Origin of the sequence: Isoalcanivorax pacificus W11-5 (genome assembly GCF_000299335.2) — a bacterium.
Classification (GTDB): Bacteria; Pseudomonadota; Gammaproteobacteria; order Pseudomonadales; family Alcanivoracaceae; genus Isoalcanivorax; species Isoalcanivorax pacificus.
In genome coordinates this window covers 246,058-270,176 of the sequence record NZ_CP004387.1, presented here as the reverse complement: position 1 = coordinate 270,176, position 24,119 = coordinate 246,058, and the positions used below count along the sequence as shown (strand labels likewise).

The 24,119-nt window shown below is 62.9% G+C and carries 25 protein-coding genes; 13 read left to right on the top strand and 12 right to left on the bottom strand.

What is annotated here, in order from left to right:
• Window positions 1-164: 164 nt before the first annotated feature.
• Window positions 165-683 carry a DUF4282 domain-containing protein gene (locus S7S_RS01300; RefSeq protein WP_008736218.1) on the top strand — a complete coding sequence of 173 codons (519 nt, stop codon included), beginning with the start codon at window positions 165-167 and terminating at the stop codon, window positions 681-683.
• 15 nt (window positions 684-698) lie between these two features.
• Here S7S_RS01300 and S7S_RS01295 read toward each other — a convergent pair whose 3' ends face one another.
• The 4 genes from S7S_RS01295 to S7S_RS01280 form a co-directional block, all read right to left on the bottom strand.
• Complete coding sequence (locus S7S_RS01295) at window positions 699-1,124, bottom strand: SRPBCC family protein (RefSeq protein WP_008736216.1); 426 nt, start codon at window positions 1,122-1,124, stop codon at window positions 699-701.
• A 211-nt stretch (window positions 1,125-1,335) separates the two neighbouring features.
• On the bottom strand, window positions 1,336-1,647 hold the full coding sequence (locus S7S_RS01290; RefSeq protein ID WP_008736214.1) for a TRL-like family protein: 312 nt from the start codon (window positions 1,645-1,647) through the stop codon (window positions 1,336-1,338).
• An 80-nt stretch (window positions 1,648-1,727) separates the two neighbouring features.
• Entirely contained in the window at window positions 1,728-2,462 is a 735-nt protein-coding gene (locus tag S7S_RS01285; RefSeq protein WP_008736212.1) for a LytR/AlgR family response regulator transcription factor, read from the bottom strand.
• A gap of 17 nt (window positions 2,463-2,479) precedes the next feature.
• Entirely contained in the window at window positions 2,480-3,526 is a 1,047-nt protein-coding gene (locus S7S_RS01280) for a sensor histidine kinase (protein ID WP_008736210.1), read from the bottom strand.
• Window positions 3,527-3,668: 142 nt separating this feature from the next.
• Here S7S_RS01280 and argH point away from each other — a divergent pair, with 142 nt between their 5' ends.
• Window positions 3,669-5,057, top strand: a complete 1,389-nt coding sequence (argH, locus tag S7S_RS01275) for an argininosuccinate lyase (RefSeq protein WP_008736208.1) — start codon at window positions 3,669-3,671, stop codon at window positions 5,055-5,057.
• A 44-nt stretch (window positions 5,058-5,101) separates the two neighbouring features.
• Here the strand turns inward: argH and S7S_RS01270 are convergent, their stop codons facing one another.
• On the bottom strand, window positions 5,102-5,578 hold the full coding sequence (locus S7S_RS01270; RefSeq protein WP_008736206.1) for a hypothetical protein: 477 nt from the start codon (window positions 5,576-5,578) through the stop codon (window positions 5,102-5,104).
• On the opposite strand from S7S_RS01270, the gene S7S_RS01265 reads away from it, so the two are divergent.
• Window positions 5,577-6,281: a TetR/AcrR family transcriptional regulator gene (locus S7S_RS01265; RefSeq protein WP_238582920.1), complete on the top strand. Its 705-nt coding sequence runs from the start codon at window positions 5,577-5,579 to the stop codon at window positions 6,279-6,281. The genes S7S_RS01270 and S7S_RS01265 overlap by 2 nt on opposite strands.
• Window positions 6,282-6,323: 42 nt before the next feature.
• On the opposite strand, the gene rnk is transcribed toward S7S_RS01265, so the two are convergent.
• Window positions 6,324-6,722: a nucleoside diphosphate kinase regulator gene (rnk, locus tag S7S_RS01260; RefSeq protein ID WP_008736201.1), complete on the bottom strand. Its 399-nt coding sequence runs from the start codon at window positions 6,720-6,722 to the stop codon at window positions 6,324-6,326.
• Window positions 6,723-6,943: 221 nt separating this feature from the next.
• On the opposite strand from rnk, the gene lptM reads away from it, so the two are divergent.
• The 7 genes from lptM (at window position 6,944) to S7S_RS01230 (ending at window position 15,724) form a co-directional block, all read left to right on the top strand.
• The gene (lptM, locus tag S7S_RS19770) at window positions 6,944-7,117 is read left to right on the top strand and encodes an LPS translocon maturation chaperone LptM (protein WP_008736199.1); all 174 of its coding nucleotides are present in this window, start codon (window positions 6,944-6,946) and stop codon (window positions 7,115-7,117) included.
• A 17-nt stretch (window positions 7,118-7,134) separates the two neighbouring features.
• Window positions 7,135-8,376, top strand: a complete 1,242-nt coding sequence (gene lysA / locus S7S_RS01255) for a diaminopimelate decarboxylase (RefSeq protein ID WP_008736198.1) — start codon at window positions 7,135-7,137, stop codon at window positions 8,374-8,376.
• 121 nt (window positions 8,377-8,497) lie between these two features.
• Window positions 8,498-11,428 carry a DUF748 domain-containing protein gene (locus S7S_RS01250; protein ID WP_008736196.1) on the top strand — a complete coding sequence of 977 codons (2,931 nt, stop codon included), beginning with the start codon at window positions 8,498-8,500 and terminating at the stop codon, window positions 11,426-11,428.
• 179 nt (window positions 11,429-11,607) lie between these two features.
• Window positions 11,608-13,284, top strand: coding sequence for a carbon starvation CstA family protein (locus tag S7S_RS01245; protein ID WP_008736193.1), 1,677 nt, complete (start codon window positions 11,608-11,610; stop codon window positions 13,282-13,284).
• Entirely contained in the window at window positions 13,281-13,559 is a 279-nt protein-coding gene (locus tag S7S_RS01240; protein WP_008736191.1) for a cory-CC-star protein, read from the top strand. Before S7S_RS01245 ends, S7S_RS01240 begins: the two co-directional genes overlap by 4 nt.
• 13 nt (window positions 13,560-13,572) lie before the next feature.
• Window positions 13,573-14,577: an ArsA family ATPase gene (locus S7S_RS01235; RefSeq protein ID WP_008736188.1), complete on the top strand. Its 1,005-nt coding sequence runs from the start codon at window positions 13,573-13,575 to the stop codon at window positions 14,575-14,577.
• Between the two features lie 70 nt (window positions 14,578-14,647).
• Entirely contained in the window at window positions 14,648-15,724 is a 1,077-nt protein-coding gene (locus S7S_RS01230) for an AI-2E family transporter (RefSeq protein ID WP_008736186.1), read from the top strand.
• A gap of 192 nt (window positions 15,725-15,916) precedes the next feature.
• Here the strand turns inward: S7S_RS01230 and S7S_RS01225 are convergent, their stop codons facing one another.
• Window positions 15,917-16,792: a metal-dependent hydrolase gene (locus tag S7S_RS01225; protein ID WP_008736184.1), complete on the bottom strand. Its 876-nt coding sequence runs from the start codon at window positions 16,790-16,792 to the stop codon at window positions 15,917-15,919.
• Window positions 16,793-17,039: 247 nt separating this feature from the next.
• On the opposite strand from S7S_RS01225, the gene dapF reads away from it, so the two are divergent.
• The 3 genes from dapF to xerC are packed head-to-tail and all read left to right on the top strand — an operon-like array spanning window position 17,040 to window position 19,577.
• Complete coding sequence (dapF, locus tag S7S_RS01220; protein ID WP_008736182.1) at window positions 17,040-17,894, top strand: diaminopimelate epimerase; 855 nt, start codon at window positions 17,040-17,042, stop codon at window positions 17,892-17,894.
• A gap of 26 nt (window positions 17,895-17,920) precedes the next feature.
• Entirely contained in the window at window positions 17,921-18,631 is a 711-nt protein-coding gene (locus tag S7S_RS01215; protein ID WP_008736180.1) for a DUF484 family protein, read from the top strand.
• Between the two features lie 22 nt (window positions 18,632-18,653).
• The gene (gene xerC, locus S7S_RS01210) at window positions 18,654-19,577 is read left to right on the top strand and encodes a tyrosine recombinase XerC (RefSeq protein ID WP_008736178.1); all 924 of its coding nucleotides are present in this window, start codon (window positions 18,654-18,656) and stop codon (window positions 19,575-19,577) included.
• A 48-nt stretch (window positions 19,578-19,625) separates the two neighbouring features.
• Here xerC and S7S_RS01205 read toward each other — a convergent pair whose 3' ends face one another.
• The 5 genes from S7S_RS01205 to S7S_RS01185 all read right to left on the bottom strand — a co-directional run bounded on the left by S7S_RS01205 (window position 19,626) and on the right by S7S_RS01185 (window position 24,094).
• A complete protein-coding gene (locus S7S_RS01205; protein ID WP_008736176.1) occupies window positions 19,626-20,576 on the bottom strand; it encodes a hypothetical protein in 951 nt (316 codons plus the stop codon).
• A gap of 240 nt (window positions 20,577-20,816) precedes the next feature.
• A complete protein-coding gene (locus S7S_RS19035; RefSeq protein WP_082027595.1) occupies window positions 20,817-21,491 on the bottom strand; it encodes an aspartate/glutamate racemase family protein in 675 nt (224 codons plus the stop codon).
• Window positions 21,492-21,934: 443 nt separating this feature from the next.
• Window positions 21,935-22,582 carry a carbonate dehydratase gene (can, locus tag S7S_RS01195; RefSeq protein WP_008736171.1) on the bottom strand — a complete coding sequence of 216 codons (648 nt, stop codon included), beginning with the start codon at window positions 22,580-22,582 and terminating at the stop codon, window positions 21,935-21,937.
• A 221-nt stretch (window positions 22,583-22,803) separates the two neighbouring features.
• Window positions 22,804-23,220, bottom strand: a complete 417-nt coding sequence (locus tag S7S_RS01190) for an MAPEG family protein (protein ID WP_008736170.1) — start codon at window positions 23,218-23,220, stop codon at window positions 22,804-22,806.
• 79 nt (window positions 23,221-23,299) lie between these two features.
• Complete coding sequence (locus S7S_RS01185) at window positions 23,300-24,094, bottom strand: AadA family aminoglycoside 3''-O-nucleotidyltransferase (RefSeq protein ID WP_035204391.1); 795 nt, start codon at window positions 24,092-24,094, stop codon at window positions 23,300-23,302.
• Window positions 24,095-24,119 lie beyond the last annotated feature (25 nt).

Here is a 24,119-nt window from a genome sequence, read left to right as displayed (position 1 = left end):
ATCCTGTCCCTGTGTCATATAGGTGGCACTTGCGTTTCACCGCAGCATACCCGGCAGCTGACCCTGTCGCCGCAGCCTGCAGCCGATTGGCCTACCCGGCATGCCACCCGCTTCTCTACCATCGGATGGGTAAAACAAGAACACGCCGACCCGGGAGACACGGCATGACGGACCCGCAATCTGCTTACACCAACCGTGGCCAATACCCTGGCACCGACGACGATCTGGCTGCCGGCAACATGCTGAAGAACTTTGCCGACTGGCGCTTCAATCGCTACCTGACCATGCAACTGCTGCCGCTTTTCTATTTGCTGCTGATACTGGGCGCGCTGGCGGTGATTGCCGGGCTGGTGGCGATGGCATTCTATTTTTCCCCCATGGTGGGGCTGATTGCCGCGGGAATTTCCCCGTTCGTGCTGCTGATCACCATCGCGGTCATCCGCGCCGCACTCGAATACCTGATCATGGCGCATCGCATCATGCGCATTATCGAACGCATGGATGCCCTGCCGCACCAGGTGGCAGACCTCAGCTATCGGGTGGACGGCATCACCCAGCATGTAGATCAACTGATTCATCGCGTCGACGACATTCATGACGCCTTGATGCATGCGCGGCCCGTGCTCAGCGCACTGAGCCTGCCGCGCCGCTTGCTGGAACGGCTCAACGGCCACAGCCGCTGAGCCGGGAAGGCAAGGTTACAGACGCACTTTATCCAGGCCGCGCCGAATGCCGCGATCCAGCCCGGCGCGCACGATCGGCCCGATCAACGGCAGCTTGCCTTCGAACTCGATGGTGTAGTGCAGCGCCGAACCACCGGATGGCGTGGCGCTGAAACGCATGACGCCATGGTGATTGCGCAGCGGGCTGCCACGGGTAATGCGGTATTCGATACGTTCATCCGGCACCCGTGCAGTAATGGTTTCCTCGAACGGCGGGGCGATCAGGATACGCATGCGGCGCACCGAGCCCAGCCCGTCCGGCACGTCACTGCCGTCTTTGACGCGGCGGATCTTCGCCGGTGCAAAAATGGTTTCCAGATTCTTGTGTACGCTGAGAAAGGCGAACAGCTTGTCCACCGGCGCGGCGAACTCTTTGCGGATGTCGATACGTTGTACGGCCATGTTGTCGTTCCAGGCAGGCGAAAACGCCCATGATGCCGGGATCACCGCCGGACAACAGAGCAGAACGGGACAGATCACCGACGCCTCATGACCGGCCGGCACTGCAACACTTGACCCGCGCGCACACGAAACCGGGCCTGTTCAGGCCCGGCGCTCGCCAGAACGCCGCGCCGTCACACGCGGCATTCTGCCCGCAGCAATGCGGCAGAGCTCAGTTGCCGTACACCACCACGGTGAATTCCGACAGCACGCCAAAGAAGTTCTGCGATTCGTAATCCACGTAATGGATTTCGCGGATGCCGCCGTTGCGGGCGGCGGTGTGGATACTGGCGTCTCCGGAAGCGATGATGCCCAGAATGGAACGGACCGAGGCCCGGCCCACACGGGTCGCCTGTTCCGGTGCGGCGGTGGCCGTCAGCGGCGCCTTGACGTTGCCGTACAGCAAACCGGTCACCGGCATGGTGGCGGTCGCACAACCTGAGAGCATGGCCATGGCGGCCAGTGGGAGGAGCAGCTTTTTCATCTTGTTATGTCCTGTCTGGTGTTTTCTACCCCGGAAAAACCGGCCGGCATGATCACGCGTCATACTGGCCGCAATGCGTTCTACAATCGTTGCATCACCTTGCGCAAGCCCGCCACATGACGCCGGCTGACAACCAGTGTGTCTTCCAGGCCACGCAAGCGCAGCTGATGGTGCCCGGCAGGTGCCTGCTCCATCCCCTCGATAAAACTCAACGCCACCAGCGCGTTGCGATGCACGCGCACGAACAGGTCACCGAATTCGGTTTCCAGGTCCTTGAGGGTTTCGTCGATCAGCACTTCGCCGCCGCCGTGGCGCACGGTGATGTACTTCTGGTCGGCCAGGAAGTAGCGGATGTCGTTGACCGGCACCAGTTCCAGGCCGCGATGCGTGCGCGCACTGATATGCTGGCGCCGCAAGGTGGATTTTTCCCCGCTGTCGTCGTCGCTGGCCTGCACGCGGGTCATCTTGCGGGCACGGGTCAGCGCGGCGTCGAGATCGTCGCGGCTGACCGGCTTGAGCAGATAATCCAGCGCACGCACCCGGAACGCGTCCAGGGCGTGTTCATCGTAAGCGGTGCAGAAGATCAGCGCCGGTGGCTGTTCGGTGCGGGAAAGGTGCTCGGCCGCTTCCAGCCCGTCCATGTCCGGCATGCGGATATCCATCAGGACCACATCGGGGTGTACACGCTGCGCTGCCAGCACAGCTTCCCGCCCATTGGCCGCCTCGGCGACCACCTCTACCCCTTCAATCCCATCGACCAGACGTACCAGCCGGTCTCGCGCCAGCTGTTCGTCGTCACAGACGAGTACTCGCATAGTCAAAGGCCCCCTGATCAGGCACTCGGGTAACGGAGGCTTACCCGGTATTCGTTATTATTTGCCGCGGCCTCAACGCGGGCGCGGTCACCATACAATGCCGCCAGCCGGTGGCGGATATTCTCCAGCGCCATGCGGTTGCCATGGGAAGCTCCCGCCGGCTCCGCCGGTAACGGATTGGTCATGCTGATCCTCAGCATATCGCCATCCTGATCCACGCGCACCGTCACCGTACCCCCGTCCGGTCGTGGCTGGATACCATGATAAATGGCATTTTCCAGCAATGGCTGCAAGGTCAACAGTGGAATTAAGGCACGCTCCGGGTCAATTTGCACCTGCCAGTCGAGTTTCAGCCGCTCTCCCATGCGTTGCTGTTCGATCCTGGCGTAGCGGCGGCACAGGTCCAGCTCTTCTTTCAGCGTTACCTGCAACCCGGTTTCCCGCAGGCTGGCGCGGAACAGCCGTGCCAGGTCCTCCACCGTCTGCTCGGCAGCGGCCGGGTCCACGGCGATCAGGCTGGAGATGATGTTCATGCTGTTGAACAGGAAGTGCGGGCGTATGCGCGACTGCAGGGCCTGGATACGCGCTTCCAGCTCGGCCTGTTCCTTGATGCGCAACTGGTCCTGCACATAGAAATAGCGCATCACCCCCCCGGCGAGGATGGCGGCGATGGTCACATTGATCCAGACGTCCTTGAGCGTGGTGCTCACACCCCCGACCATCTCCGGCAAGGCCCAGCGCATCACCATGCGCGCGATCAGGCTGAACACCAGCGTGTTGGTCACCACCAGCACCACCACCCCGGTGGCCGCCCAGGCCGGTGGCAGGCGGTTGAGCCAGACACGCAGGGCACACAGGGCAGCGGCCGAGGTCAGGCCGACCCACTGCATGAAAAAGGAGGTCAGTGCCAGGCGTTCGAAACTGAAGCGGTCATAGTAGGTGCCCGACAACGTCAGCACGATGGCCATCAACTGCGCCACCACGACCACCACCAGCACCGCGCGCGCCTCGCACAGGTCCGGCACAAATGCCCGTGCCGGCGGGGAGACATGCGGTTTCGCCATACCCGTTCCTTGAGGTCTCGCGCCTGGCCAACCGGGCCGGCACCGAAGCGCCCCTTATACCCCAGCCCCCGCGCAGGATGCGACCGGGAGGTGTTATACTGCGCGCCTTTCCCGTTAAACGGTTGTTCAGGACTGCATGCAGATGAGTGACAAGCAAAACAAGCTCTGGGGCGGCCGCTTCAGTGAATCCACCGATGAGTTCGTGCAGGCGTTCACCGCCAGCGTCAATTTTGACCAGCGCATGTATGACCAGGACATCCGTGGCTCCATTGCCCACGCCACCATGCTGGCCGAGGCCCGGGTACTGAGCAACGACGAACGCGATGCGATCATCAACGGCCTGAACGAGATCCACGCCGAGATCGAGGCCGGCGAGTTCCAGTGGTCCGTGGCGCTGGAAGACGTGCACATGAACATCGAGGCCCGCCTGACCGACCGCATCGGCATCACCGGCAAGAAACTGCACACCGGCCGCAGCCGCAACGACCAGGTGGCCACCGACATCCGCCTGTGGCTGCGTGACCACATCGACCTGATCGACGGCGAGCTCACCCGCCTGATGCAGGGCCTGCTGGGCCTGGCCGAGCGCGAAGCCGCCACCATCATGCCCGGCTTCACCCACCTGCAAACCGCCCAGCCGGTCACCTTCGGCCATCATCTGCTGGCCTGGTTCGAGATGCTGCGCCGCGACCGCGAGCGCCTGGCCGACTGCCGCAAGCGCGTGAACCGCATGCCGCTCGGCTCGGCCGCCCTGGCCGGCACCACCTACCCGATCAACCGCGAGCGCACCCGCGAGCTGCTCGGCTTCGACGAGGTCTGCCACAACTCGCTGGACGCCGTCAGCGACCGCGACTTCGCGATTGAATTCTGCGCCCTGGCCGCGCTGTCGATGACGCACCTGTCGCGCATGAGCGAGGAGCTGGTGCTCTGGACCAGCGCCCAGTTCAACTTCATCAACCTGCCGGACCGTTTCTGCACCGGCAGTTCGATCATGCCGCAGAAGAAAAACCCGGACGTGCCCGAGCTGGTGCGCGGCAAGACCGGCCGCGTCAACGGCCACCTGATCAGCCTGCTGACACTGATGAAAAGCCAGCCGCTGGCCTACAACAAGGACAACCAGGAAGACAAGGAACCGCTGTTCGACGCCGTCGATACGCTGCTCGGCTCCCTGCGCGCCTTTGCCGACATGGTGCCGGCGCTGGAACCGAACCGCGAAGTGATGCGCGAGGCCGCCCGGCGCGGGTTCGCCACCGCCACCGACCTGGCCGATTATCTGGTGCGCAAGGGGATTGCCTTCCGCGATGCCCACGAGATCGTCGGCAAGGCCGTGGCGTTCGGCGTGGCACAGAAGAAAGACCTCAGTGACATGAGCATCAGCGAACTGCGCCAGTTCAGCGACCAGATCGACGAGGACGTGTTCGAGGTGCTGACGCTGGAAGGCTCGGTGAGCGCCCGCAACCACATCGGCGGCACGGCACCGGAGCAGGTGCGCGCAGCGGTGGCGCGGGCACGGGAAGCGCTGTCGCACTGACGGCTGCTTACTGCACTCGAAGGGGCGCCCTGTGGCGCCCCTTTTCAGTTTTGCCCGCCGTCCAGATGCGCCCGCAGCACCCGATGCCGGTGCAGGAAGACCCGGCGGATAAACCAGCCCACCACGGGCGCCATCCAGCGCGGTTGAAAGGTAAGCTCGTCCACCAGTCGATGCATACCGGGCTGGTCCGCGCACGGCAGAATGCGCCGCGCGTGCCGCCACAGTGCCATGGACCCCATCGGCGACTGCTCGACAAACCCCCGGCCCGGCTCGATCTCCAGCAGCGTCATGTCCGAGACATCAATCGGGAGCACCCCCAGCAGGAACACATAACTGCGAAACAGCCGTTTGCCGGGCTGTAGGTCCAGGTCTTCGATGGACTGCACCCGGCGCGGCGTCGTCATGCGCAGCACCGGGCGCAGCTCGGTGGCGATACCCTCGACCGACGTGATCCAGCGCCAGATGCGCGCCGGGGAAGCCCCCAGCCTGGATTCAAAACGCAGCGAGATCGGTTTGCTCATGACGACATGGCTCCTCTGGCCACCGGGGTTGCTTTCCAGCCGATACCTGAGCAACTCTCACATTTCCGGCATCCTGCCGCTACTCGCATCCGCCGCCATGAGCATGCTCCGCAAAAAGCCCCGCCAGCAGCGCTCCCGCGCCACTTACGACGCCATTCTGGAGGCAGCAGCTCAGCTTTTCGGGCAACTCGGCTATCAGGCCACCACCACCAACAAGGTGGCCGAGAAAGCCGGCGTCTCAATCGGATCGCTGTACCAGTATTTTCCCCACAAAGAGGCGCTGATCCTGGCCCTGAGCGAGCAGCACATGGAGCAAAGCGGCTCTGTCCTCGGCGCTGTTTTCCAGCGCCTGGACCGGGAACGGCCCGGCGTGGAGCAGACACTCACCCTGTTGATCGACACGACCGTGGCGCTGCACCGGCACAACCCCGCCATGCACCGGCTGCTGTTCGAGCAGACACCGCGTTCCGCCGAGCTGATGGCACGCTTCCGGCGACTGGAATCCATGATGGCTGCCGCTGTCGCGGCGCAACTGCTGCGCCTCGGCATCGGCGGACCGCACCCGCAGGCGCGCGCCCTGCTGCTGGTGCAGGCCATAGAAGCGCAGGTGCACGGCGCCGTGCTGGCGCCGCCGGACAACCTCACCACGGATGAACTGATCGGGGAAATAAAGCGGTTATGGCGGGCAGCTCTGGGCTGTTGAGCGATATCACCGGGTGCAGGCGCACCCGGTGGCGGCACAGGCTTACAGGTGGTAATCGCCGGCGGCTTCCGGCTGGTATTCGATCGCCAGGATCGAGACCCGCAGCGGCTTGCCGCCCGGCCCCGGCCAGTCGATCGACTGGCCCACGGACAGGCCCAGCAGAGCCGCGCCAATCGGTGCCAGCACCGACACCTTGCCGGGGCCGGCTTCCTGCGGATAGACCAGCGTCAGGGTGTATTCCCGGCCGCTGACTTCTTCCCGGCAACGGACGCGCGAGTTCATCGTCACCACCTGCGGCGGCACCTCCGCCGGCGCCACCAGTGTGGCGCGCAGCAACTCCTGTTCCAGGGCATCCACCACATCATTCTCGGCGGCCTGCGCCAGCAGGGCTTCAATGCGCTGCACATCGACACGGGAAACGGTAATCGGGGGCTGATTCATTGCGTGCACTACTCCGGGGCCCTTGGCCCACCTGGATAAAAATGGCCGGATAACAACTACCCATAAACAAAAGGCGGCACATTCGCGCCGCCCTGATCCACGATGATATTAAGCCAGCCTGTTTTTTTCTCAAGTCATCGTTACCGGCAGGCCAAACCGCTATACTGCCGGGCACTTGTCACCCCGGACCCCAAGGCCGTGCGACGGCCAGGAGAGCGCGCTTGAAAACGCTGCTGATCATCGGCCTGCTGTGCAGCAGTCTGCTGGCCCTCAACGGCTGCGGGCAGCGCGGTTCGCTGTATTTTGCCGAGCCGGAAACCCCGGCCGGGCAGCCGCCAGCCACCGCCCAGGACGATGCCGGGGATGACCGTACCGACAACGGCGACGACGACTAACCCCAGGACGCACGACCATGGACCCATTTCAGTACCGCGACGGCCAGCTCTACGCCGAGGAACTGCCCCTGAGTGACCTGGCGGAACGGTTCGGCACGCCCCTGTATGTGTATTCCCGTGCCATGCTGGAGACCCAGTACCGCGCCTTCGATGACGCCTTCGGCGGGCACCCCCATCAGGTCTGCTACGCCGTCAAGGCCAACGCCAACCTGGCCGTACTGAATGTGCTCGCCCGCCTGGGGGCCGGCTTCGATATCGTCTCCGGCGGTGAACTGGAGCGCGTGCTGCGCGCCGGCGGCGACCCGTCCAGGATCGTGTTCTCCGGCGTCGGCAAGACCGCCGATGAAATGGAAGCCGCACTGAAAGCCGGCATTCACTGCTTCAATGTGGAATCCGCCGCCGAGTTGGAACTGTTGAATCTGGTTGCCGGCGAGCAGTCGATGGTGGCGCCGATCTCGATCCGGGTGAACCCGGATGTGGACGCGCAGACCCACCCCTACATTTCCACCGGCCTGAAAGACAACAAGTTCGGCGTCGACATCAACGACGCGCCGGCGCTGTACCAGCGTGCCGCCGACCTGCCGCACATCGAGATTCTCGGTGTGGACTGCCATATCGGCAGCCAGCTCACCAGCCTCGGCCCGTTCGAGGACGCGCTCGGCCGCGTGATGGCGCTGGTGGACAAACTCACGCTGCAGGGCATCGCGATCCGTCATCTGGATCTCGGTGGCGGCCTGGGCGTGCGCTACCGCGAAGAGCAGCCACCCACCCCGGCAGAGTATGTCGCCACGCTGCTCAAATACGTGCCCGGCGACCTGCCGGTGCATATCGAGCCGGGCCGCTCCATCGTTGCCAACGCCGGGGTTTTCCTGACCCGCGTGCTGTACCTCAAACCCACCGCGCACAAGAACTTCGCCATCGTCGACGGCGCCATGAACGACCTGATCCGGCCGAGCCTGTATTCCGCCTGGCAGGACATCGTGCCGCTGATCCCGCATGACGCCGACTGCCGCCACTGGGACATCGTCGGCCCGGTGTGCGAAACCGGCGACTTCCTCGGGAAAGACCGCGCCCTGGCGCTGGAAACCGGCGACCTGCTGGCCGTGCGCTCCGCCGGCGCCTATGGCTTCGCCATGGCCAGCAACTACAACAGCCGCAACCGGCCGGCGGAGATCATGGTCGATGGTGACCAGGCCTTCATCGTCCGCCAGCGCGAGACCATCGAAGACCAGTTGCAGCAGGAATCCCTGCTGCCCTGACACCGGCGCGGCGGGTCCGGCAGGACCGGCCGCTCTTCGTGTGTACTGCATCGTCCCCCTGCCGGACGATGCGGGCTATCATCGTTTTTCCACTCCGTCGTGATGCACAGGACAGCACACCATGGCCTTCTCCGTCCGTTCACGCTGGCAGGCGGCCAGCCGCCGTCAACGCATTCTGGTGATCCTGGCAGCGCTGTATCTGCTGTACACCCTGCTCGGTTTTTTCCTGGTGTCGCCGCTGCTGAAACAGCAACTGACAAACACCCTGCAGGAGACCACCGGCCGCGAGGTGCGGCTGGAACGCGTGCTGTTCAACCCGCTGACCCTGTCCCTGACGCTGGACGATTTTGGCCTGCTGGATAAGGACGGCACCGACTTCATCGCGTTTGATCGCTTCTACGCCAACTTCCAGTTGTCGTCGCTGTTTCGTCGCAGCTGGCATTTTCGGCAGATCGCACTGACCCGGCCCCGGACGCAGGTCACGCAAGTGGGCGAAGGCCAGTTCAATTTCGATGACCTGCTGGCCCTGGCGACCACACCAGAGGAAACCGCCGCCCCCGACGCACCACCTGACAGCGACACCCCCGACAGCGCCCCCCTGCCGGCGCTGTCGGTGAGCGAACTGCTGCTTGAGGAAGGCGACTTCCGCTTTGTGGACCGGACCGGCGAGACGCCCCGGCAGATGGTGCTGGCCCCGGTCAGTTTCCGCGTCGCGGACTTTTCCACCCGGGGCAGCGGCGAAGACGACGCCAACAGCTATAACCTGCTGGTCACCGGCCCCGGCGGCGGCAGCTTCAACTGGACCGGCCACTTCAGCCTGAACCCGCTGATCGCCACGGGCGAACTGGCCCTCAATGGCGTCGACCTGCCGCCATTCGCGGAATTTCTCAGCGACCAGCTGCGTTTCACGGTGCCCTCCGGCGAATTGTCCATCCAGACCGCCTACCGCCTGGAAACCGGCGACGACCTGCGCCTGTGGCTTACCGAAGGTGCCGTGCAACTGAACGCACTGGTGATCCATGACCCGGCCCAGGAGATCGACGTGGTCACGCTGCCCGAAGTGACGCTTGGCAACGTACGCCTGGACACCGCCACCCGCACCCTGACACTCGGCGACCTGAGCCTTGCGACCCCGGCCGTTCGCGCCCGCCTGCTGGCGGATGGCGTGGACCTGGCGACCCTGTTCACACCGGTCCAGACCACGCCCGTGGAAGAGGCCCCCGCAGAGCAGGACGACACCCCTGCCAGCGAGCCCTGGGCGCTGATCCTGGAAACCCTGCACCTCAACGCCGCACAACTGGCGCTGCGCGACGAAACCCTGCCCGCCCCTGGTGAGCTGGCGCTTGCCCCGGTCACGCTGACCCTCAGGGACCTGGCCCTGAACGACCCGCGCCGTTTCAGCCTCGACGGCGAAGCCACCCTCGCCGAAAGCGGCCAGATCACCCTCGGCGGCGAGGGCCAGATCGCGCCGCTGGATATTCAACTGACCCTGGCCGCAAACAGCCTGCCACTGCCGGCCCTGCAACCCTGGGTGCAGAGCGCCCTGCGCGTCACGGTTCCGGCCGGCACCGCCTCGGCGGACCTGACGGTCCGCGCCAGTGGCGAGGACGACATCACGGTGGCCATCACCGGCGGTGCCGGGGTGCAGAATCTGGACGTGCGCGAGGCGGGCGACCGCCCGTTGCTGGCCCTGAAAGAACTCGCCCTCACCGGCCTGGACGTGGACACCCATGGCCAGCGCCTGCGTGTGCAGCAGGCCCGCGTCAACGGCCTCGACGCCCGCGCCCTGATCGACCCGCAGGGTCGTGGCGTGGCCGACCGCATCCTGCTGCCCGGTGAAGGCAACACCGAACCCGGTGCCCCCTGGCATATTCAGCTGGACAGGCTGGTACTGGCCGACAGCCAGAGCCGTTTCACGGACCTGTCGCAAAGCCCGGATTTCAGCCTCGCGCTGACACGCATCAACGGCACGCTGACCGGGCTGGATTCCGCCGCCCGCGCGCCCGCCAACATCGACCTGTCCGCGCGCGTGGACCAGTACGCGCCCCTGTCGGTGAAAGGCGCACTCAACCCACTGGCCGCCAACCCGAGCGTGGACCTGGCCGTCACCCTGAACGGCTACGAAATGACCAGCCTCACACCGTTCACCGGCCGCTACCTCGGCTACGCCACCCGCACCGGGCAACTGTCCGTGGACAGCAGCGTGAAGCTCGACGGCTCGGTGCTCGACAGCCGCATCCGCGTCAAGGCGGCCAGCTTCTTCCTCGGCGACCGGGTGCAAAGTGAAGAGGCCCTGAGCGTACCGATCAAACTTGGCCTGGCGGTGATCCGCGACCGCAACGAACTGATCGACCTGCCGGTGCAGGCACGGGGCGACCTCAACGACCCGTCGGTGAGCGTGCACGGCATCATCCTCAAGGCCCTGACCAACATCCTGGTGCGCGCCGCCACCTCCCCGTTCTCGGTGCTGGCGAGCCTGGCCGGTGGCGAAAACCTGGAACACATCACCTTCCCCGCCGGCAGCGCCGAACCGGACAGCGACACCCGCGAGCAACTGGCCGCACTGGCGCAGGTGCTCGGCGACCGGCCCACGCTGGGCCTGACCCTCGCCGGCAGCGCCGCCGACAGCGACCGCGACGCCCTGGCCCGGCGCCGGCTCGGCACCGAGCTGGCCGGCCGCGACTGGCAGGATCTGGCCAGTGCCCAGGGCGACCGGGGCTTCCAGCGCCGTACCCTGGCGCTGTACCGGGACCGTACCGGCAATGACCCTGATACCCTGCTGCCACCACTGGCCGACGGCGCCGGCAAGCCGCAGCGCGAGGCCCGCGAGCAGGCGCTGGCTGTGGCCGCCTTTGACGCGCTGGCCCGGCAACAGGCTGCCAGCGTCCCGGCCGACATGCTGCAAACCCTGGCCAGCCAGCGCGCCCAGCAGGCCAAGACGCTACTGATTGACGACTACGGTCTTGCCGGTGAACGCCTGCGCATCACCAGCGCCCAGGCAGGTGGCGCCGACGGCGTGGCCGGCGTTAGTCTCGGATTGTCGCCGGACTGATCAGAGGTTCCTTAACCCTTGGTCGAATTGACCTGTCATGGGCGCAGGGTAAAGTCGTACTGGTGCCCCGGCCTGGCTGACACCTCAGTCGGGCTGTTTCCGTTCACCCACGGCCTCACCCGGCCACGGGCGGACATCCCGGCCAAAAGCTGTGACTGACAACAAAAAAGGAGAACCCCATGAGCGCCATCGTCCTGGTTCTGCTCGGTCTTGGTGGCATGGCGGCAGGTTACCTGTTCTATTCCCGCTTCATTGCCCGCCACATCTACAAGCTCGACGAACAATTCCGTACGCCCGCACACGAATTCGAGGACGGCGTCGACTTCGTCCCCACCAACCGCTTCGTGCTCTGGGGTCACCATTTCACTTCCGTGGCCGGTGCCGCGCCCATCGTCGGGCCGGCCATTGCCGTTATCTGGGGGTGGCTGCCGGCATTCCTGTGGGTGGTGTTCGGCACCATCTTCTTCGCCGGCGTACACGACATGGGCGCCATCTGGGCCAGTGTCCGCAACCGCGCCAAATCCGTCGGCGCACTCACCGGCGAGGTGGTCGGCAAGCGCGCCCGCAGCGTGTTCATGATCGTCATCTTCCTGGTGCTGCTGATGGTCAACGCCGTGTTCGGCGTAGTCATCGCGCGGCTGCTGATCAACAACCCCGGCGCCGTGGTGCCGGTGTGGGGCGCCATCGCGGTGGCCCTGGTGATCGGCCAGCTGATCTATCGCCGTATCTTTGGCCTGGGCATCGTCTCCATCGTCGGGGTGGTGATCCTCTATGCCCTGATCTACATCGGCCCGTCCGTGCCGATCACGCTGCCGGAACAGACCTTCGGCCTGTCCGCCAGTGCCTCCTGGATTCTGCTGCTGTTCGCCTACGCCGCCGTCGCCTCGCTGCTGCCGGTGTGGATGCTGCTGCAGCCGCGTGACTACATCAACGGCCTGCAACTGTTCGTCGGCCTGATCCTGCTCTACGGCGCCGTCCTGATCGGCAACCCGAGCGTGGTGGCCCCGATGGTCAATGATGCACTGCCCGTGAACACACCCTCGATGATCCCGCTGCTGTTCGTGACCATCGCCTGTGGCGCCATCTCCGGCTTCCACGGCCTGGTGGCCTCCGGCACCACCTCCAAACAGCTCAACCGTGAGACCGACGCCCGCTTCGTGGGGTACTTCGGCGCCGTGGGCGAAGGCGCCCTGGCGCTGGCCGCCATCGTCGCCGCCACCGCCGGCTTCGCCAGCCTGGCCGACTGGCAGGCGGTGTACAGCGCCTTTGGCCAGGGCGGCGTGACCGCGTTCGTCAACGGCGGTGCCGCCATCCTCGCCAACGGTCTGGGCCTGGATCAGGCCGTGGCCGCCACCCTGCTCACCGTGATGGCCGCGCTGTTCGCCGGCACCACCATGGATACCGGCCTGCGCCTGCAGCGCTACATCTTCCAGGAGTGGGGCGAAATCTACGGCATCAAATGGCTCGGCAAGGCCCTGCCCGCGACCACCCTGGCGGTGGCCAGCTGTCTGATCCTGGCCTTTGGCGCCGGCGGCGCGGACGGCTCCGGCGGCCTGCTGATCTGGCCGCTGTTCGGCACCACCAACCAGTTGCTCGCCGGCCTGACCCTGCTGGTGATCACGGTCATGCTGGTACGCAGCCATCGCCCGGCGCGCTACACGCTGATTCCGCTGATCTTCCTGCTGGCGATGACGCTGTGCGCCCTGCTGCTGCAACTGAAAACCTTCTACGACAAGGGCGACTGGTTCCTGCTCGGCCTGGATATCGTCGTGCTGGTGGCCGCCATCCTGGTGACCCTGGAATGCAGCGCCAGCCTGTTGCGGCATAAACGGGAGGCGAACGCGTCGTCGTCATGACCACGCCCTGGCAACGCATCAAACGCTGGTACAGTCGCGCCGAGACCCTCGGCGCGACCTACTACAACGCGCCCTACCGGGCCGCCATCGCGCGCGCCCGGCGGGACGAAGAAGACCTGTTCATGCTGCTGGTGTTCTCCGAGATGATGGGCGTGCCCAACCCGGCGAGCTGGTACACGCTGGAGTTGCAGCCGCTGCTGCTGGAGCGTTTCCACGACTGGCACCGGCGGATGGGCATGGAACGCTCGCCACTGGACGGCTTCCGCTGCTGCTGACCACGGACCTGCAATGACCACACTGGATATCCACGCCCTGCTCGCCGGCCGCCGCCTGCTGCTGGTGGGCGGCAAGGGCGGTGTCGGCAAGACCACCACTTCCGCCGCCCTGGCCGTGGCCGCCGCCGAGGCCGGCCGCAAGGTATTGCTCGCTTCCACCGACCCGGCGCACAGCCTGGCCGACGCCTTCGATCACGAGATCGGCGACCGCGAAACCATGCTCGCCCCGAACCTGACCGTGCTCGAACTCGACCCCGACAACGAAGTCGACGCCTACCTGTCCCGCGTCAGCGCACAGATGCGCCGCTTCGCCGGCCCGGACCAGGTGCGCGAACTGGAACGGCAACTGCGCCTGAGCCGACAATCCCCCGGCGCCCAGGAAGCCGCCCTGCTGGAGCGGCTGGCCCGCCTGATGGAAGAGGGCCAGCAACGCTTCGACCTGATCATTCTCGACACCGCGCCCACCGGCCACACCCTGCGCCTGCTGAGCCTGCCGGAAGTCATGGCCGCCTGGACCGATGGCCTGCTCAAGCACAACCACCGCGCCGCCGAACTGGGCAAGGTGCTGACCCACCTGACCCCCGGCCGTGACCTGGACAGCCCGCTCAACACCCCGACCGAACACGCGTTTTCCGGCCTCGACGACCGTGGCCGTGAACTGGCCGAAACACTGCTGACACGGCAGCGGCTGTTCCAGCGCACACGCCGACTGCTGGCCGATGCCGCCCGCACCGCCTTCCTGTTCGTGCTGACCCCGGAAAAGCTGCCGATCCTGGAAACCGAACGGGCCGTGCAATCACTGATCGACAGCGACATTCCCGTGGCCGGCCTGATCATCAACCGCGTTCTGCCCGACCAGGCCGACGGCCACTTCTTCCAGGCCCGGCATGCCCGCCAGCAACGCCACCTGGCGGACATCGAGACCCGCTTCCGCCAGCTCCCCCAGCGTCGCCTGCCCCTGCTGGAGGATGACATCCAGGGGCTCGACGCACTGCTCAGTTTCAGCCGCCGTTTCTGACCAGCCCTTGCAGCCGTGCGGGCCGGCACCCAGAATCGCAACAGCCCCCGCCCTGCAAGGAGACACCCGCGTGTCGACCGACAAAATACAGCACCGCACCTTCATCGTGCTGCTGATCATGGTTTCGCTGGCCTTCTTCGCCCTGCTCGCGCCGTTCTTCGGTGCCGTCCTCTGGGCCGGTATCTTCGCCATCATCTTCATGCCGTTGCAGAACCGGATGCTCGCGCGCATGCCGAAACGGCCCACCCTGGCGAGCCTGTGCACACTGCTGATCTGTATCGTGGTGGCGATCATCCCGTTGATCACCATCTCCCTGTCACTGGTGCACGAAGGCACCACGCTGTACCAGCGCATCCAGAGCGGTGAACTGGACTTCGGCGCCTACATCGACCGCGTGCAGGAAGCCGCGCCACGCCTGCAGGCCCTGCTGGCGCAGATCGGGGTCGATTTTTCCGAGGTGCGTACCTGGCTGAAAAGTGCCGCCGCCACCGCCAGCAAAGGGCTGGCGCGCAACGCCGTGAACATTGGCCAGTTGTCGTTCACCTTTTTGATCAGTTTCGGCGTCATGTTGTATCTGCTGTTTTTCTTCCTGCGTGACGGCACCCGACTGATGCGGCAGATTCGCGCCGCCATCCCGTTGTCTGATGCGCATAAACAGCGGCTGTTCAAGAAATTCGGTGAAGTGGTGCGCGCCACCATGAAAGGCAACGTGCTGGTGGCACTGGTGCAGGGTGCGCTCGGCGGGGTGATCTTCTGGATTCTCGGCATTCAGGGCGCCCTGCTGTGGGGGGCACTGATGGCCGTGCTGTCACTGCTGCCGGCGGTGGGCGCCGCGCTGATCTGGGCGCCGGTTGCCGCCTACTTCCTGCTCACCGGCCATATCTGGCAGGGTGTGGTGCTGGTGGCCTTCGGTGTCGGCCCGATCGGGCTGGCCGACAATATCCTGCGCCCGCGCTTGGTGGGCCAGCAGACGCAATTGCCGGATTATCTGATTCTGGTGACCACACTTGGCGGGCTGGCACTGATCGGAATCAGCGGTTTTGTGCTCGGGCCGCTGGTGGCGGCGCTGTTTATTGCGGTGTGGGATTTGTCACTGCATGAGTTTGGTGAGCGTCGTCCCCAGGAGCCGACGACAGAGGATCTATGAAGAGTCGTAGGGTGGGTAGAGCCAAAGGCGAAACCCACCACGTCCATGCCCGTTATTCACTCCCGCAAAACCATCGAAACTGCCCTGCTTCGGAGGTAGGTGGTTTCGATGGTTTTGTGCGAGCAGTGTGCAGCTTGGACCCGGTGGGTTTCGCCTTTGGCTCTACCCACCCTACCGCCGCACAACGCCTGTTCAGGCTGCAGGCTCTTCCAGCAACTCAGGCTTGTCCAGCAGCGCCGCCAGGCGCTTCAGGCCGGCCTCGCGCAGCGCACGGCTGTCGCGCTGCGACGGGTGAAAATCGCGGCGGTAGTAGGCCAGATACGCCGGCCCCAGTTTGCGCAGCCAGCCCGGTTTGCCAAGCAGCCAGTTAAAGCCGCGCAACACCGAGCGCAGATCGCGCTTGTCATCCATGCCGCCGCGCAGCTGGAAGTAGTGGAAAATGGTGAAGCCGAGGAATTCCAGCGTGGTCACGGCCATTTCGCTGGTGCGGGTCCAGTAACCGCCCTCCTGATCCTGATACACGTCGAAAGCCACCGACTTGTGCTCGCTTTCCTCCACCGCATGCCAGAACCACAGCGGCAGCACGCGCTTGTCCATGCCCTCGAGCATCTCCGGGTGCTCCAGAATGGTCTCCGCCAGCATCGCGGTAAAATGCTCCAGCGCGCAGGTCTTCGCCAGTTGCCGCTTCGGCGACAGAAACTTGCCCTGCCACTTCAGCCCGCGCAACACGAACTCCTCGACCTTTTTGGCCGGGATGCCGCGCGCTTCCAGAAACGCATTGAACGCCTCGTGCTCATTGCCGTGGTGCGCTTCCTGGCCAATGAAACCCTTCACCTCTTCCTTGAGCTTCTCGTCAGTGATGCCCTTCTGGTAATGGCGCACCGAACGCACGAAAAAGCGCTCGCCTTCCGGAAAGGTGCAGGACAACGCTGACAACAGGATGGTCTTGAACTGATCCCCGTCGAACCAGTAGCGCGGGATATCCGCCTCGAACTCGAAATCCATGCGGCGCGGCTGGATATCACTCTTGTTGGTACGACGTGGCGTCAGATTGGCTTTTGCGTTCATGCGGATCAGGCTCCTGTGGCAACAGCGCGCCGGCATGCAACGGGCCGGGCGATCAAACGAATACACACAGTATCCCCGTCGCGCCGCCGGGACGTGAGTGCAGCTTGTGCCAAATTCCGGGCCGCAAAATGGCCCGCCGTGGCCGGAAATGAGCCTGTGCCCGTCACCGCCCTGCCAACCCGGCCGCTGGCCCGCCAACCGGGCAGGGCCTACAATGAGCCACTGCTTACCTCAACCCGGAATCGTCATGGACCTCAAGTTCACCAAGATGCATGGCCTGGGCAACGATTTCATGGTGCTCGACGGCATCCGGCAATCGCTGCCGGAAGACGGCCCGCCGCTGTCGCCGGAGGCCATGCGCCGCCTGGCTGACCGCCATTTCGGTGTCGGCTTCGACCAGTTGCTGATCGTGCAGCCGCCACGCGGCGACGCCGACTTCCGCTACCGCATCTTCAATGCCGACGGCAGCGAAGTGAGCCAGTGCGGCAACGGCGCGCGCTGCTTCGCCCGCTTCGTGCGCGACGAGGGTCTGACCAACAAGCACGAAATCCGCGTGGAAACCGCCAACGGCCAGATGACCCTGCGCCTCACCGACGATGGCCTGGTCACCGTCAACATGGGCCCGCCGCGCTGGGCACTGGAGGACATCCCGTTCCGCGCCAGCGCCGTCGCCGACACCTACATCCTGGTGGCCGGCCAGAACGCCTATGAAATCTCCGCCGTCGGCCTGGGCAACCCGCATTGCGTGATGCTGGTGGAAAACGTCGACACCGCACCGGTCGAGACCGTCGGCCCGCTGCTGGAAAGCCACCCGGACTTCCCCGAACGGGTCAACGTAGGCTTCATGCAGCTCGTGGACCGCAGCCACATCCGCCTGCGCGTATTCGAGCGCGGTTCCGGCGAAACCCTGGCCTGCGGCTCTGGCGCCTGCGCCGCCGTGGTCTGCGGCCAGAAACGCGGCCTGCTGGACGACACCGTCGAAGTCAGCCTCGCCGGTGGCACCCTGCGCGTGCACTACGACGGCACCAATGGCGTGTTGATGACAGGCCCGGCAAGCCGCGTCTATGATGGCGTGATCCGCGATACATCGGGCAAAGCCTGATCCCGAGCGCACGGAGAAGCGATTTCATGAGCGAGCAGAAACTCACCGGCGACCAGGTCGCCGCCTGGCTGCGCGATCACACCGATTTTTTCCAGGGCCGGCAAGAGTTGCTGGAAATGCTGCGCCTGCCCGACCCGCGCGGCGAAGCCGTATCCCTGCTGGAACGCCAGGCGCAGATCCTGCGCGAACGCAACCACGAACTGCGCGACCGCCTCAACGGCCTGCTTGCCGTCGCCCGCGAAAACGACCAGCTGTTCGAAAAGACCCGCCAACTGGTGCTGACCCTGATCGAAGCACGCAGCGCCGAGCAATTGTTCAGCCAGCTGATCCATTCCCTGCAGGAAGACTTCGGTGCCGACACCGTGTCCCTGCTGGTCTACGACCGCGACCTGGATCTCACCGGCGAACTGCGCAGCCGCGTGCGCTGCCTGGCCGCCGCCGACCTGCACGAAGCCCTGCAACTGCTGCTGCGCAATGGCAAGGCCATCTGCGGCGTGCTGCGCGAAGTGGAACTGGAGCAACTGTTCCCGCACCACGCCGAGCAGGTCAAATCCGCCGCCATGGTGCCGCTGGAATGGCAAGGCCGCCAGGGCCTGCTGGCCATCGGCAGCTTCGACCCGCTGCACTTCCGCAGCTCCTTGGGCACACTGTTCATCAGCCACATCGGCGACGTCCTCAGCCGCCGCATGCACGACCTGCTGCGCAAATACCCGCGCCTGGAAGCCCGGCGCGCCTGACCGGCGCCACCGGGAGGCGGCCATGAGCAACTTCACCGAGCAGACCGCGCGTTACCTGCACCACCTGCGCACCGTGCGTCAGCTTTCCGCCCATACCCTGGACAACTACGGTCGCGACCTGCGTACCGTCACCGCCCTGCTGGAAGCGCGCGGCCTGCCGGACTGGCCCGCCGTCACCCCGCAGGACATCCGCATGGCCGTGGCCGCCCTGCACCGTCGCGGCCTGGGCGGCAAAAGCCTGCAACGGCTGCTCTCCAGCGTGCGCGGCCTGTACAGCCACCTGCTCCAGGAAGGCCTGGCCCGCGACAACCCGGCGCTGGGCATCAGCGCCCCGAAAAGCCCGCGCCGGCTGCCCCACACCCTGGACCCGGACGCCGTCAACCACCTGCTCGACCATCCCCGCGACGGCAACGACCCGTTGCAACTGCGCGACCGCGCCATGATGGAACTGTTCTATTCCTCCGGCCTGCGGCTGGCCGAATTGCTGAGCCTGGATATCGACACCATCGACCAGCAGGACGCCAGCCTGGTCGTGACCGGGAAAGGCAACCGTACCCGGCACCTGCCGGTCGGCGCGCCGGCGCTTGCCGCGTTGCGGGAATGGCTGAAAGTGCGGCCGCTACTGGCCAGTGATGGCGCCGAAAAAGCGCTGTTTGTCAGCCAGCGCGGCCAGCGCCTCGGCGCCCGCTCCGTACAGCAGCGGCTGGCAAAGCAGGCACGCGAAGCGGGGCTGGACCAGCACCTGCATCCGCATATGTTGCGGCATTCCTTTGCCACGCATCTGCTGGAATCCAGCAGCGACCTGCGGGCGGTGCAGGAATTGCTGGGCCATGCGAATCTGTCCACAACGCAGATTTATACGCATCTGGATTTTCAGCATCTGGCACGGGTTTATGACGGGGCACATCCGAGGGCGAGGAAGAAGGATAGAAAATCCGGGGAGTAAGTGCGCTCATGAAGCACAGCACACTGTCTCCGGGCTGGCTGGTATCTTCTACGACTCGAAATAGCCGCCCACCGGACCATGCCCGCCATTGCACTCACTTCTAACCCGTGCCGGCGCACCTCCCATCACCCGTTCAAACCATTGCCTTCCGTTATCATCCTCAATGCAGAAGTCTTCAAAGACTTTCTGCAACGGAAACACAAAGTGGCCGTTTATCTTCTGAGGCTTTTTACATCGGCAAAAGTATACCGTCTCGTTTCCATTCGACTGATAAGGGTCCAGCTTTTGCAGTTTTGGATCATCCTGATGCAAGCATTTGTAGGTGACCTGCACAGACAACGTCTTACCTGATTCGGAAACCCCGAGGATATCAACGTCTTTCATTGTTCTACCCACAGGCATCAGCGTGTATCGCAATACGGGAAGCCCCTGCTCGCGCGCGCGCTCTGTGCGCAGATACTCCATACACATTACCTCCTGGAGGTCTGGCGTCAGGCTATCCATTCCCATCTCACTGACACCGTTGACAATATTGGCAACCCTGTCTCCGACCCTCCGCCACCGGCAAAAAGTACCCTGCCTGGGCTGAGCCGGAGTAAAGGCAATGGTTTGCTCCGGCGGGATATTGTGCACATGGGTCAATTTCAATGACTTTAATACCGCCTCCCGGCCTGCGCGATTCCCCCTGCTTCCCCACGTCCCATGAAAAAGCTCTACAGTGGAACCAGGAGTCACGTAACCAATCTTGCTCCCAGCCTCACCTCGGTAGGTCGCAAAAACATATCCCCCCTCCCTGGCCAGATCGATCAGGCGCTTCAGCATGGACCGCTGCACGCCGTCGTAATCATCCGGGTTCAGGCTTCTGGAGTCCTCGATTTCGAAACCCCCGCTTTTATCTCGAGGATAATGAATGGCGATTCGATCATCCTCCCACATCATCCGTATCGTTTTAGTATCGACATCCAGGGAAGAGGTGTGCCGAATGAAGTAGGTATTCATATATTCCCCTTAAAGACTTACCGTCCCGGCCGCCGGGATAATTATAGATATACCGGCATTAAACACACAAAAGAGCCCATTGCGACTTTCTTGACACAAGAAAAATCATAACGGACATTTCATAAATTACCTCTATTTTTGCTCCGTACAATTCTGACGCCATTTTCCTCTATGAAAAATATCAAAGACAACTTTTAATCACATTAAACTTAATACGTAGCGCAATTGACCAATCAGAATCTATGATATCGCGTAATCTATCGCCGCATCAGCAAGGGCAATAGTAGAATCCAACAAAGGAACCTCTGACTCACTTATATCAACAATCATCGGCAACTCAGTGCAGCCCAGAATGACGCCATCCACACCGGCGCGAACGTACTTCCTGACAATATCGGAAACAGCGCTTCTGGAAGATTCATTTAAACGTCCGTTTATAAGTTCTTTTGTGATAATTTCATGAACAGACGCAACCTCCAGCTCATCCGGCCTGGTTAGAGAAATGCCGCTCTCCATAAACTGGTCGTCATATATACGGCTTTTCATCGTGAATTCCGTCCCCAAAAGCAAAATATTTTTCAGCCTCTTCGATTCAGCCATGGCCCTCACTCCAGATGCGATGTGAAGCCATGGGAGTGGCAACTGTGACGCCAGCTCTTCATATACTTCATGAGGCGTATTAGAGGGACATATCATAAATTCTGCACCAGTTGCGTGCAGTTTTGATGCTGACAAACTGAGCAACCGGGCCCATTCAATCGGACCCCCATTCATATGTTCTGAGAAAGAGAAGGAATGAAGAGAAATCTCGGGATGCTGATACTCACCCAGCCTGATGGCCGAACGCCGACATATCTCTTTATATACGAGAGCTGCGCCCTCAGCCGTTACTGCAGCAATACCAATATGCCTCATGAAAAATCATCCCTGAAAAATCAAAATCACTGACGCGCAGAGAAACAATATTCTCTCACCTAATGAACCAATGAAAATACGTCACAACGAAAATCGCCATAGATCTCTATATCTTTTCGTCGAAGGAGAGCAAGCCCCTATTTTTAACAAAAAAACTGGATGAGCATTTTATGCCCACGGCGTGCAAGGTCGCACTCAGCAGACGCCAGCAAGCTGCTATAGCCTTATTCCCTCCCACACGCCTTCAGCATTTCGAGAATACCTGACAACTTTTTTTCTTGAAGCACTTCACCTCACTTCCAATAATTTCCAGACGCTGCAAAGCATCAACTCTATCTATGACTCTTCTCTAATAAGGATCGCCTGAGCCAATATAGTTGTAACATGGAGTATGGGACAGGCATAAAACTGCCGCAGCTGTAGCATGCCCTGCCCCTGGCCAATCAAGCACCGGCGCCGTCGTACTCCTGCGCTTCCAGCTCACGCAGCTGCGCATTGTTCTTGATCTCGATCCCCAGGTCGCTCAGCCGGCCATCGCCAATACCGTAAATCCAGCCATGCACCGTCAACGCCTGTTCACGGCGCCAGGCCTCCTGGATCACCGTGGTGTTGGACAGATTGATCACCTGCCGCGCCACGTTCAGTTCACACATGCGATCCAGGCGCGCCTTGTCATCGTCGATCTGCTTCAGCACCCGGCGATTGCGCAGGTACAACTCACGCACCTGGCGCAGCCAGTTGTCGATCAGGCCATGCGGCTTGTCTTCCATGGCGGCGTGGACCCCGCCGCAGCCGTAGTGCCCCACCACCATGACATGCTTCACCTTGAGCACATCCACGGCAAATTGCAGCACAGACAGCATGTTCAGGTCGGTGTGGTTGATCAGGTTGGCCACATTGCGGTGCACAAACAGCTCGCCCGGCATCAGGCCAACGATCTCGTTGGCCGGCACCCGCGAATCAGCGCAACCGATCCACAGGTACTCAGGGCTCTGCTGCCCCACCAACTGCTCGAAGAAGCCAGGGTGCTCCTTCTCGATGTCGTGGCGCCACTTTTCGTTGTTGGAGAAGAGTTCAGGCAGGGATTTCATGGGGCCTCTCTGTGCAATGACGGTGAAGGGGCTCTCGCAGCCAGCGCGGGCTGCTTTCCAAGGCCATGAATTCTAACATCTATTCGGGAAGATGGGGTGAAACAGCCATGCACCGCCAAGGCATGCCTCTTTACGCCAACAGCGGAGATCAGCACAGGCCCCGCCCGGCACCAAGGGGCCGGGCAGACACAGCCCAGCCGGCCCCGGGGCGCGCCCAATCGTTACCAGATCGCCAACATAATCCGAATCCAGATAACGGCCAACACACCATTGCTTATCGCAAAAACAAGCCCCCGATGCAGCACCCGATTGTAGGTAAGATGGATGAGGCTATGGATGACACGCAGCCCGACATAGGCCCACGCCAGAGACAGGAATATCGCATCATATTTCTGAATAGAGAAAACCAGCAGGCTCGCCACATAAAACAGCACTGGCAATTCCAGCAGGTTCATATAGTTACGATTTGGTATGCACACCTCAGGCGGAACCCTGTCAGATTCGCCGTACTTGAAGTCGTTCTCTGCCACCCGCCCTGCAAACAGCGCCCTGGCCCGCTTGATGGGAACCAGCAGCAAAACGGTCAAGGTGAAAATAGCCAACACCGATGCGGGCTGCAGCATCTGCAAACTTTCCATGTCTGTATTCCCTCAAATCATTCCATAGACAGACGCCTGGCTTCCACGCACACGGAGATCAACGCAGCGCCGACAGGCGTTATTGCCCGGACAGCAATCCTGTTATTTCCATTTTTGCATAATCAATAAAGGCTTTTATCTCCGCCTTCCGCACAACCAGAGCACTGTCATCCGCGCCCAGATAGGCACTTCTGGCCAGATCAAGCACCTCCCTGTGCCGGGCGGGCAGTTGTTCCAGGCCCCATTCCGCCGCCACCTGTTTGGAAGCAATCTCACCCGTTGAGGCGCTGTACCATATCCGTGCGAGCGCAAGCACTACGTTGCGTTCGTCGCCCTGCCAGTCCGGCTCGTTGCGCCATTGCGCAATCGTGTCGGATAACGCGGCATGGAAATCTGCTTTCGGCACGGCATCAAAGAGGTCGGCAGCGGAAGGCCCGGTCAATGCGATACTGCGCTGCCTTATCTTGGTCATCAATATCGCCAGGTCATGGTCCAGCATCAGCGGCTCATAGACACCTGCACGAAGATCATCACGCAGCCACTCGCCAAACTGGAGCTCTCGCCGGGGCGGGTATCGCCACGGGACCAGCTCGTTGCAGGCGACCACAGTGACTTCAAGGGCCCGCAGGGTATCGCCCTCTCCTGGCGGGGCAGAAATTGCCAGCAAGTCTTGTTGCAGCGTGTGCCTTGATGTCTCATCAAGCCGCCTATTCACCGTGACCAGCAGATCAATATCGCTGTACGGTTTCAAGCCACCGTCCAGGGCGGAACCGTAAAGGTGAATGGCCTGTAATACATGCCCAAGGTGGCGATCAATGATCACACACGCACGGGATACCTGTTCTGCTATTTCCGAAGGGATCTGTTTGTGCATGGTTGCCAGATTATCCTGCCGAGTG

What these genes read in the sequence shown, in the direction of transcription:
- rnk (WP_008736201.1), bottom strand. Translation starts at nt 6,722, where the DNA reads ATGAATCAGCCCCCGATTACCGTTTCCCGTGTCGATGTGCAGCGCATT.
- S7S_RS01225 (WP_008736184.1), bottom strand. Translation starts at nt 16,792, where the DNA reads ATGAACGCAAAAGCCAATCTGACGCCACGTCGTACCAACAAGAGTGAT.
- argH (WP_008736208.1), top strand. Translation starts at nt 3,669, where the DNA reads ATGAGTGACAAGCAAAACAAGCTCTGGGGCGGCCGCTTCAGTGAATCC.
- can (WP_008736171.1), bottom strand. Translation starts at nt 22,582, where the DNA reads ATGAAATCCCTGCCTGAACTCTTCTCCAACAACGAAAAGTGGCGCCAC.
- S7S_RS01270 (WP_008736206.1), bottom strand. Translation starts at nt 5,578, where the DNA reads ATGAGCAAACCGATCTCGCTGCGTTTTGAATCCAGGCTGGGGGCTTCC.
- S7S_RS01265 (WP_238582920.1), top strand. Translation starts at nt 5,577, where the DNA reads ATGACGACATGGCTCCTCTGGCCACCGGGGTTGCTTTCCAGCCGATAC.
- S7S_RS01215 (WP_008736180.1), top strand. Translation starts at nt 17,921, where the DNA reads ATGAGCGAGCAGAAACTCACCGGCGACCAGGTCGCCGCCTGGCTGCGC.
- S7S_RS01185 (WP_035204391.1), bottom strand. Translation starts at nt 24,094, where the DNA reads ATGCACAAACAGATCCCTTCGGAAATAGCAGAACAGGTATCCCGTGCG.
- S7S_RS01250 (WP_008736196.1), top strand. Translation starts at nt 8,498, where the DNA reads ATGGCCTTCTCCGTCCGTTCACGCTGGCAGGCGGCCAGCCGCCGTCAA.
- S7S_RS01280 (WP_008736210.1), bottom strand. Translation starts at nt 3,526, where the DNA reads ATGGCGAAACCGCATGTCTCCCCGCCGGCACGGGCATTTGTGCCGGAC.
- S7S_RS01190 (WP_008736170.1), bottom strand. Translation starts at nt 23,220, where the DNA reads ATGGAAAGTTTGCAGATGCTGCAGCCCGCATCGGTGTTGGCTATTTTC.
- lysA (WP_008736198.1), top strand. Translation starts at nt 7,135, where the DNA reads ATGGACCCATTTCAGTACCGCGACGGCCAGCTCTACGCCGAGGAACTG.
- xerC (WP_008736178.1), top strand. Translation starts at nt 18,654, where the DNA reads ATGAGCAACTTCACCGAGCAGACCGCGCGTTACCTGCACCACCTGCGC.
- S7S_RS01300 (WP_008736218.1), top strand. Translation starts at nt 165, where the DNA reads ATGACGGACCCGCAATCTGCTTACACCAACCGTGGCCAATACCCTGGC.
- S7S_RS01245 (WP_008736193.1), top strand. Translation starts at nt 11,608, where the DNA reads ATGAGCGCCATCGTCCTGGTTCTGCTCGGTCTTGGTGGCATGGCGGCA.
- S7S_RS01205 (WP_008736176.1), bottom strand. Translation starts at nt 20,576, where the DNA reads ATGAATACCTACTTCATTCGGCACACCTCTTCCCTGGATGTCGATACT.
- dapF (WP_008736182.1), top strand. Translation starts at nt 17,040, where the DNA reads ATGGACCTCAAGTTCACCAAGATGCATGGCCTGGGCAACGATTTCATG.
- S7S_RS19035 (WP_082027595.1), bottom strand. Translation starts at nt 21,491, where the DNA reads ATGAGGCATATTGGTATTGCTGCAGTAACGGCTGAGGGCGCAGCTCTC.
- S7S_RS01240 (WP_008736191.1), top strand. Translation starts at nt 13,281, where the DNA reads ATGACCACGCCCTGGCAACGCATCAAACGCTGGTACAGTCGCGCCGAG.
- S7S_RS01285 (WP_008736212.1), bottom strand. Translation starts at nt 2,462, where the DNA reads ATGCGAGTACTCGTCTGTGACGACGAACAGCTGGCGCGAGACCGGCTG.
- S7S_RS01295 (WP_008736216.1), bottom strand. Translation starts at nt 1,124, where the DNA reads ATGGCCGTACAACGTATCGACATCCGCAAAGAGTTCGCCGCGCCGGTG.
- S7S_RS01235 (WP_008736188.1), top strand. Translation starts at nt 13,573, where the DNA reads ATGACCACACTGGATATCCACGCCCTGCTCGCCGGCCGCCGCCTGCTG.
- S7S_RS01290 (WP_008736214.1), bottom strand. Translation starts at nt 1,647, where the DNA reads ATGAAAAAGCTGCTCCTCCCACTGGCCGCCATGGCCATGCTCTCAGGT.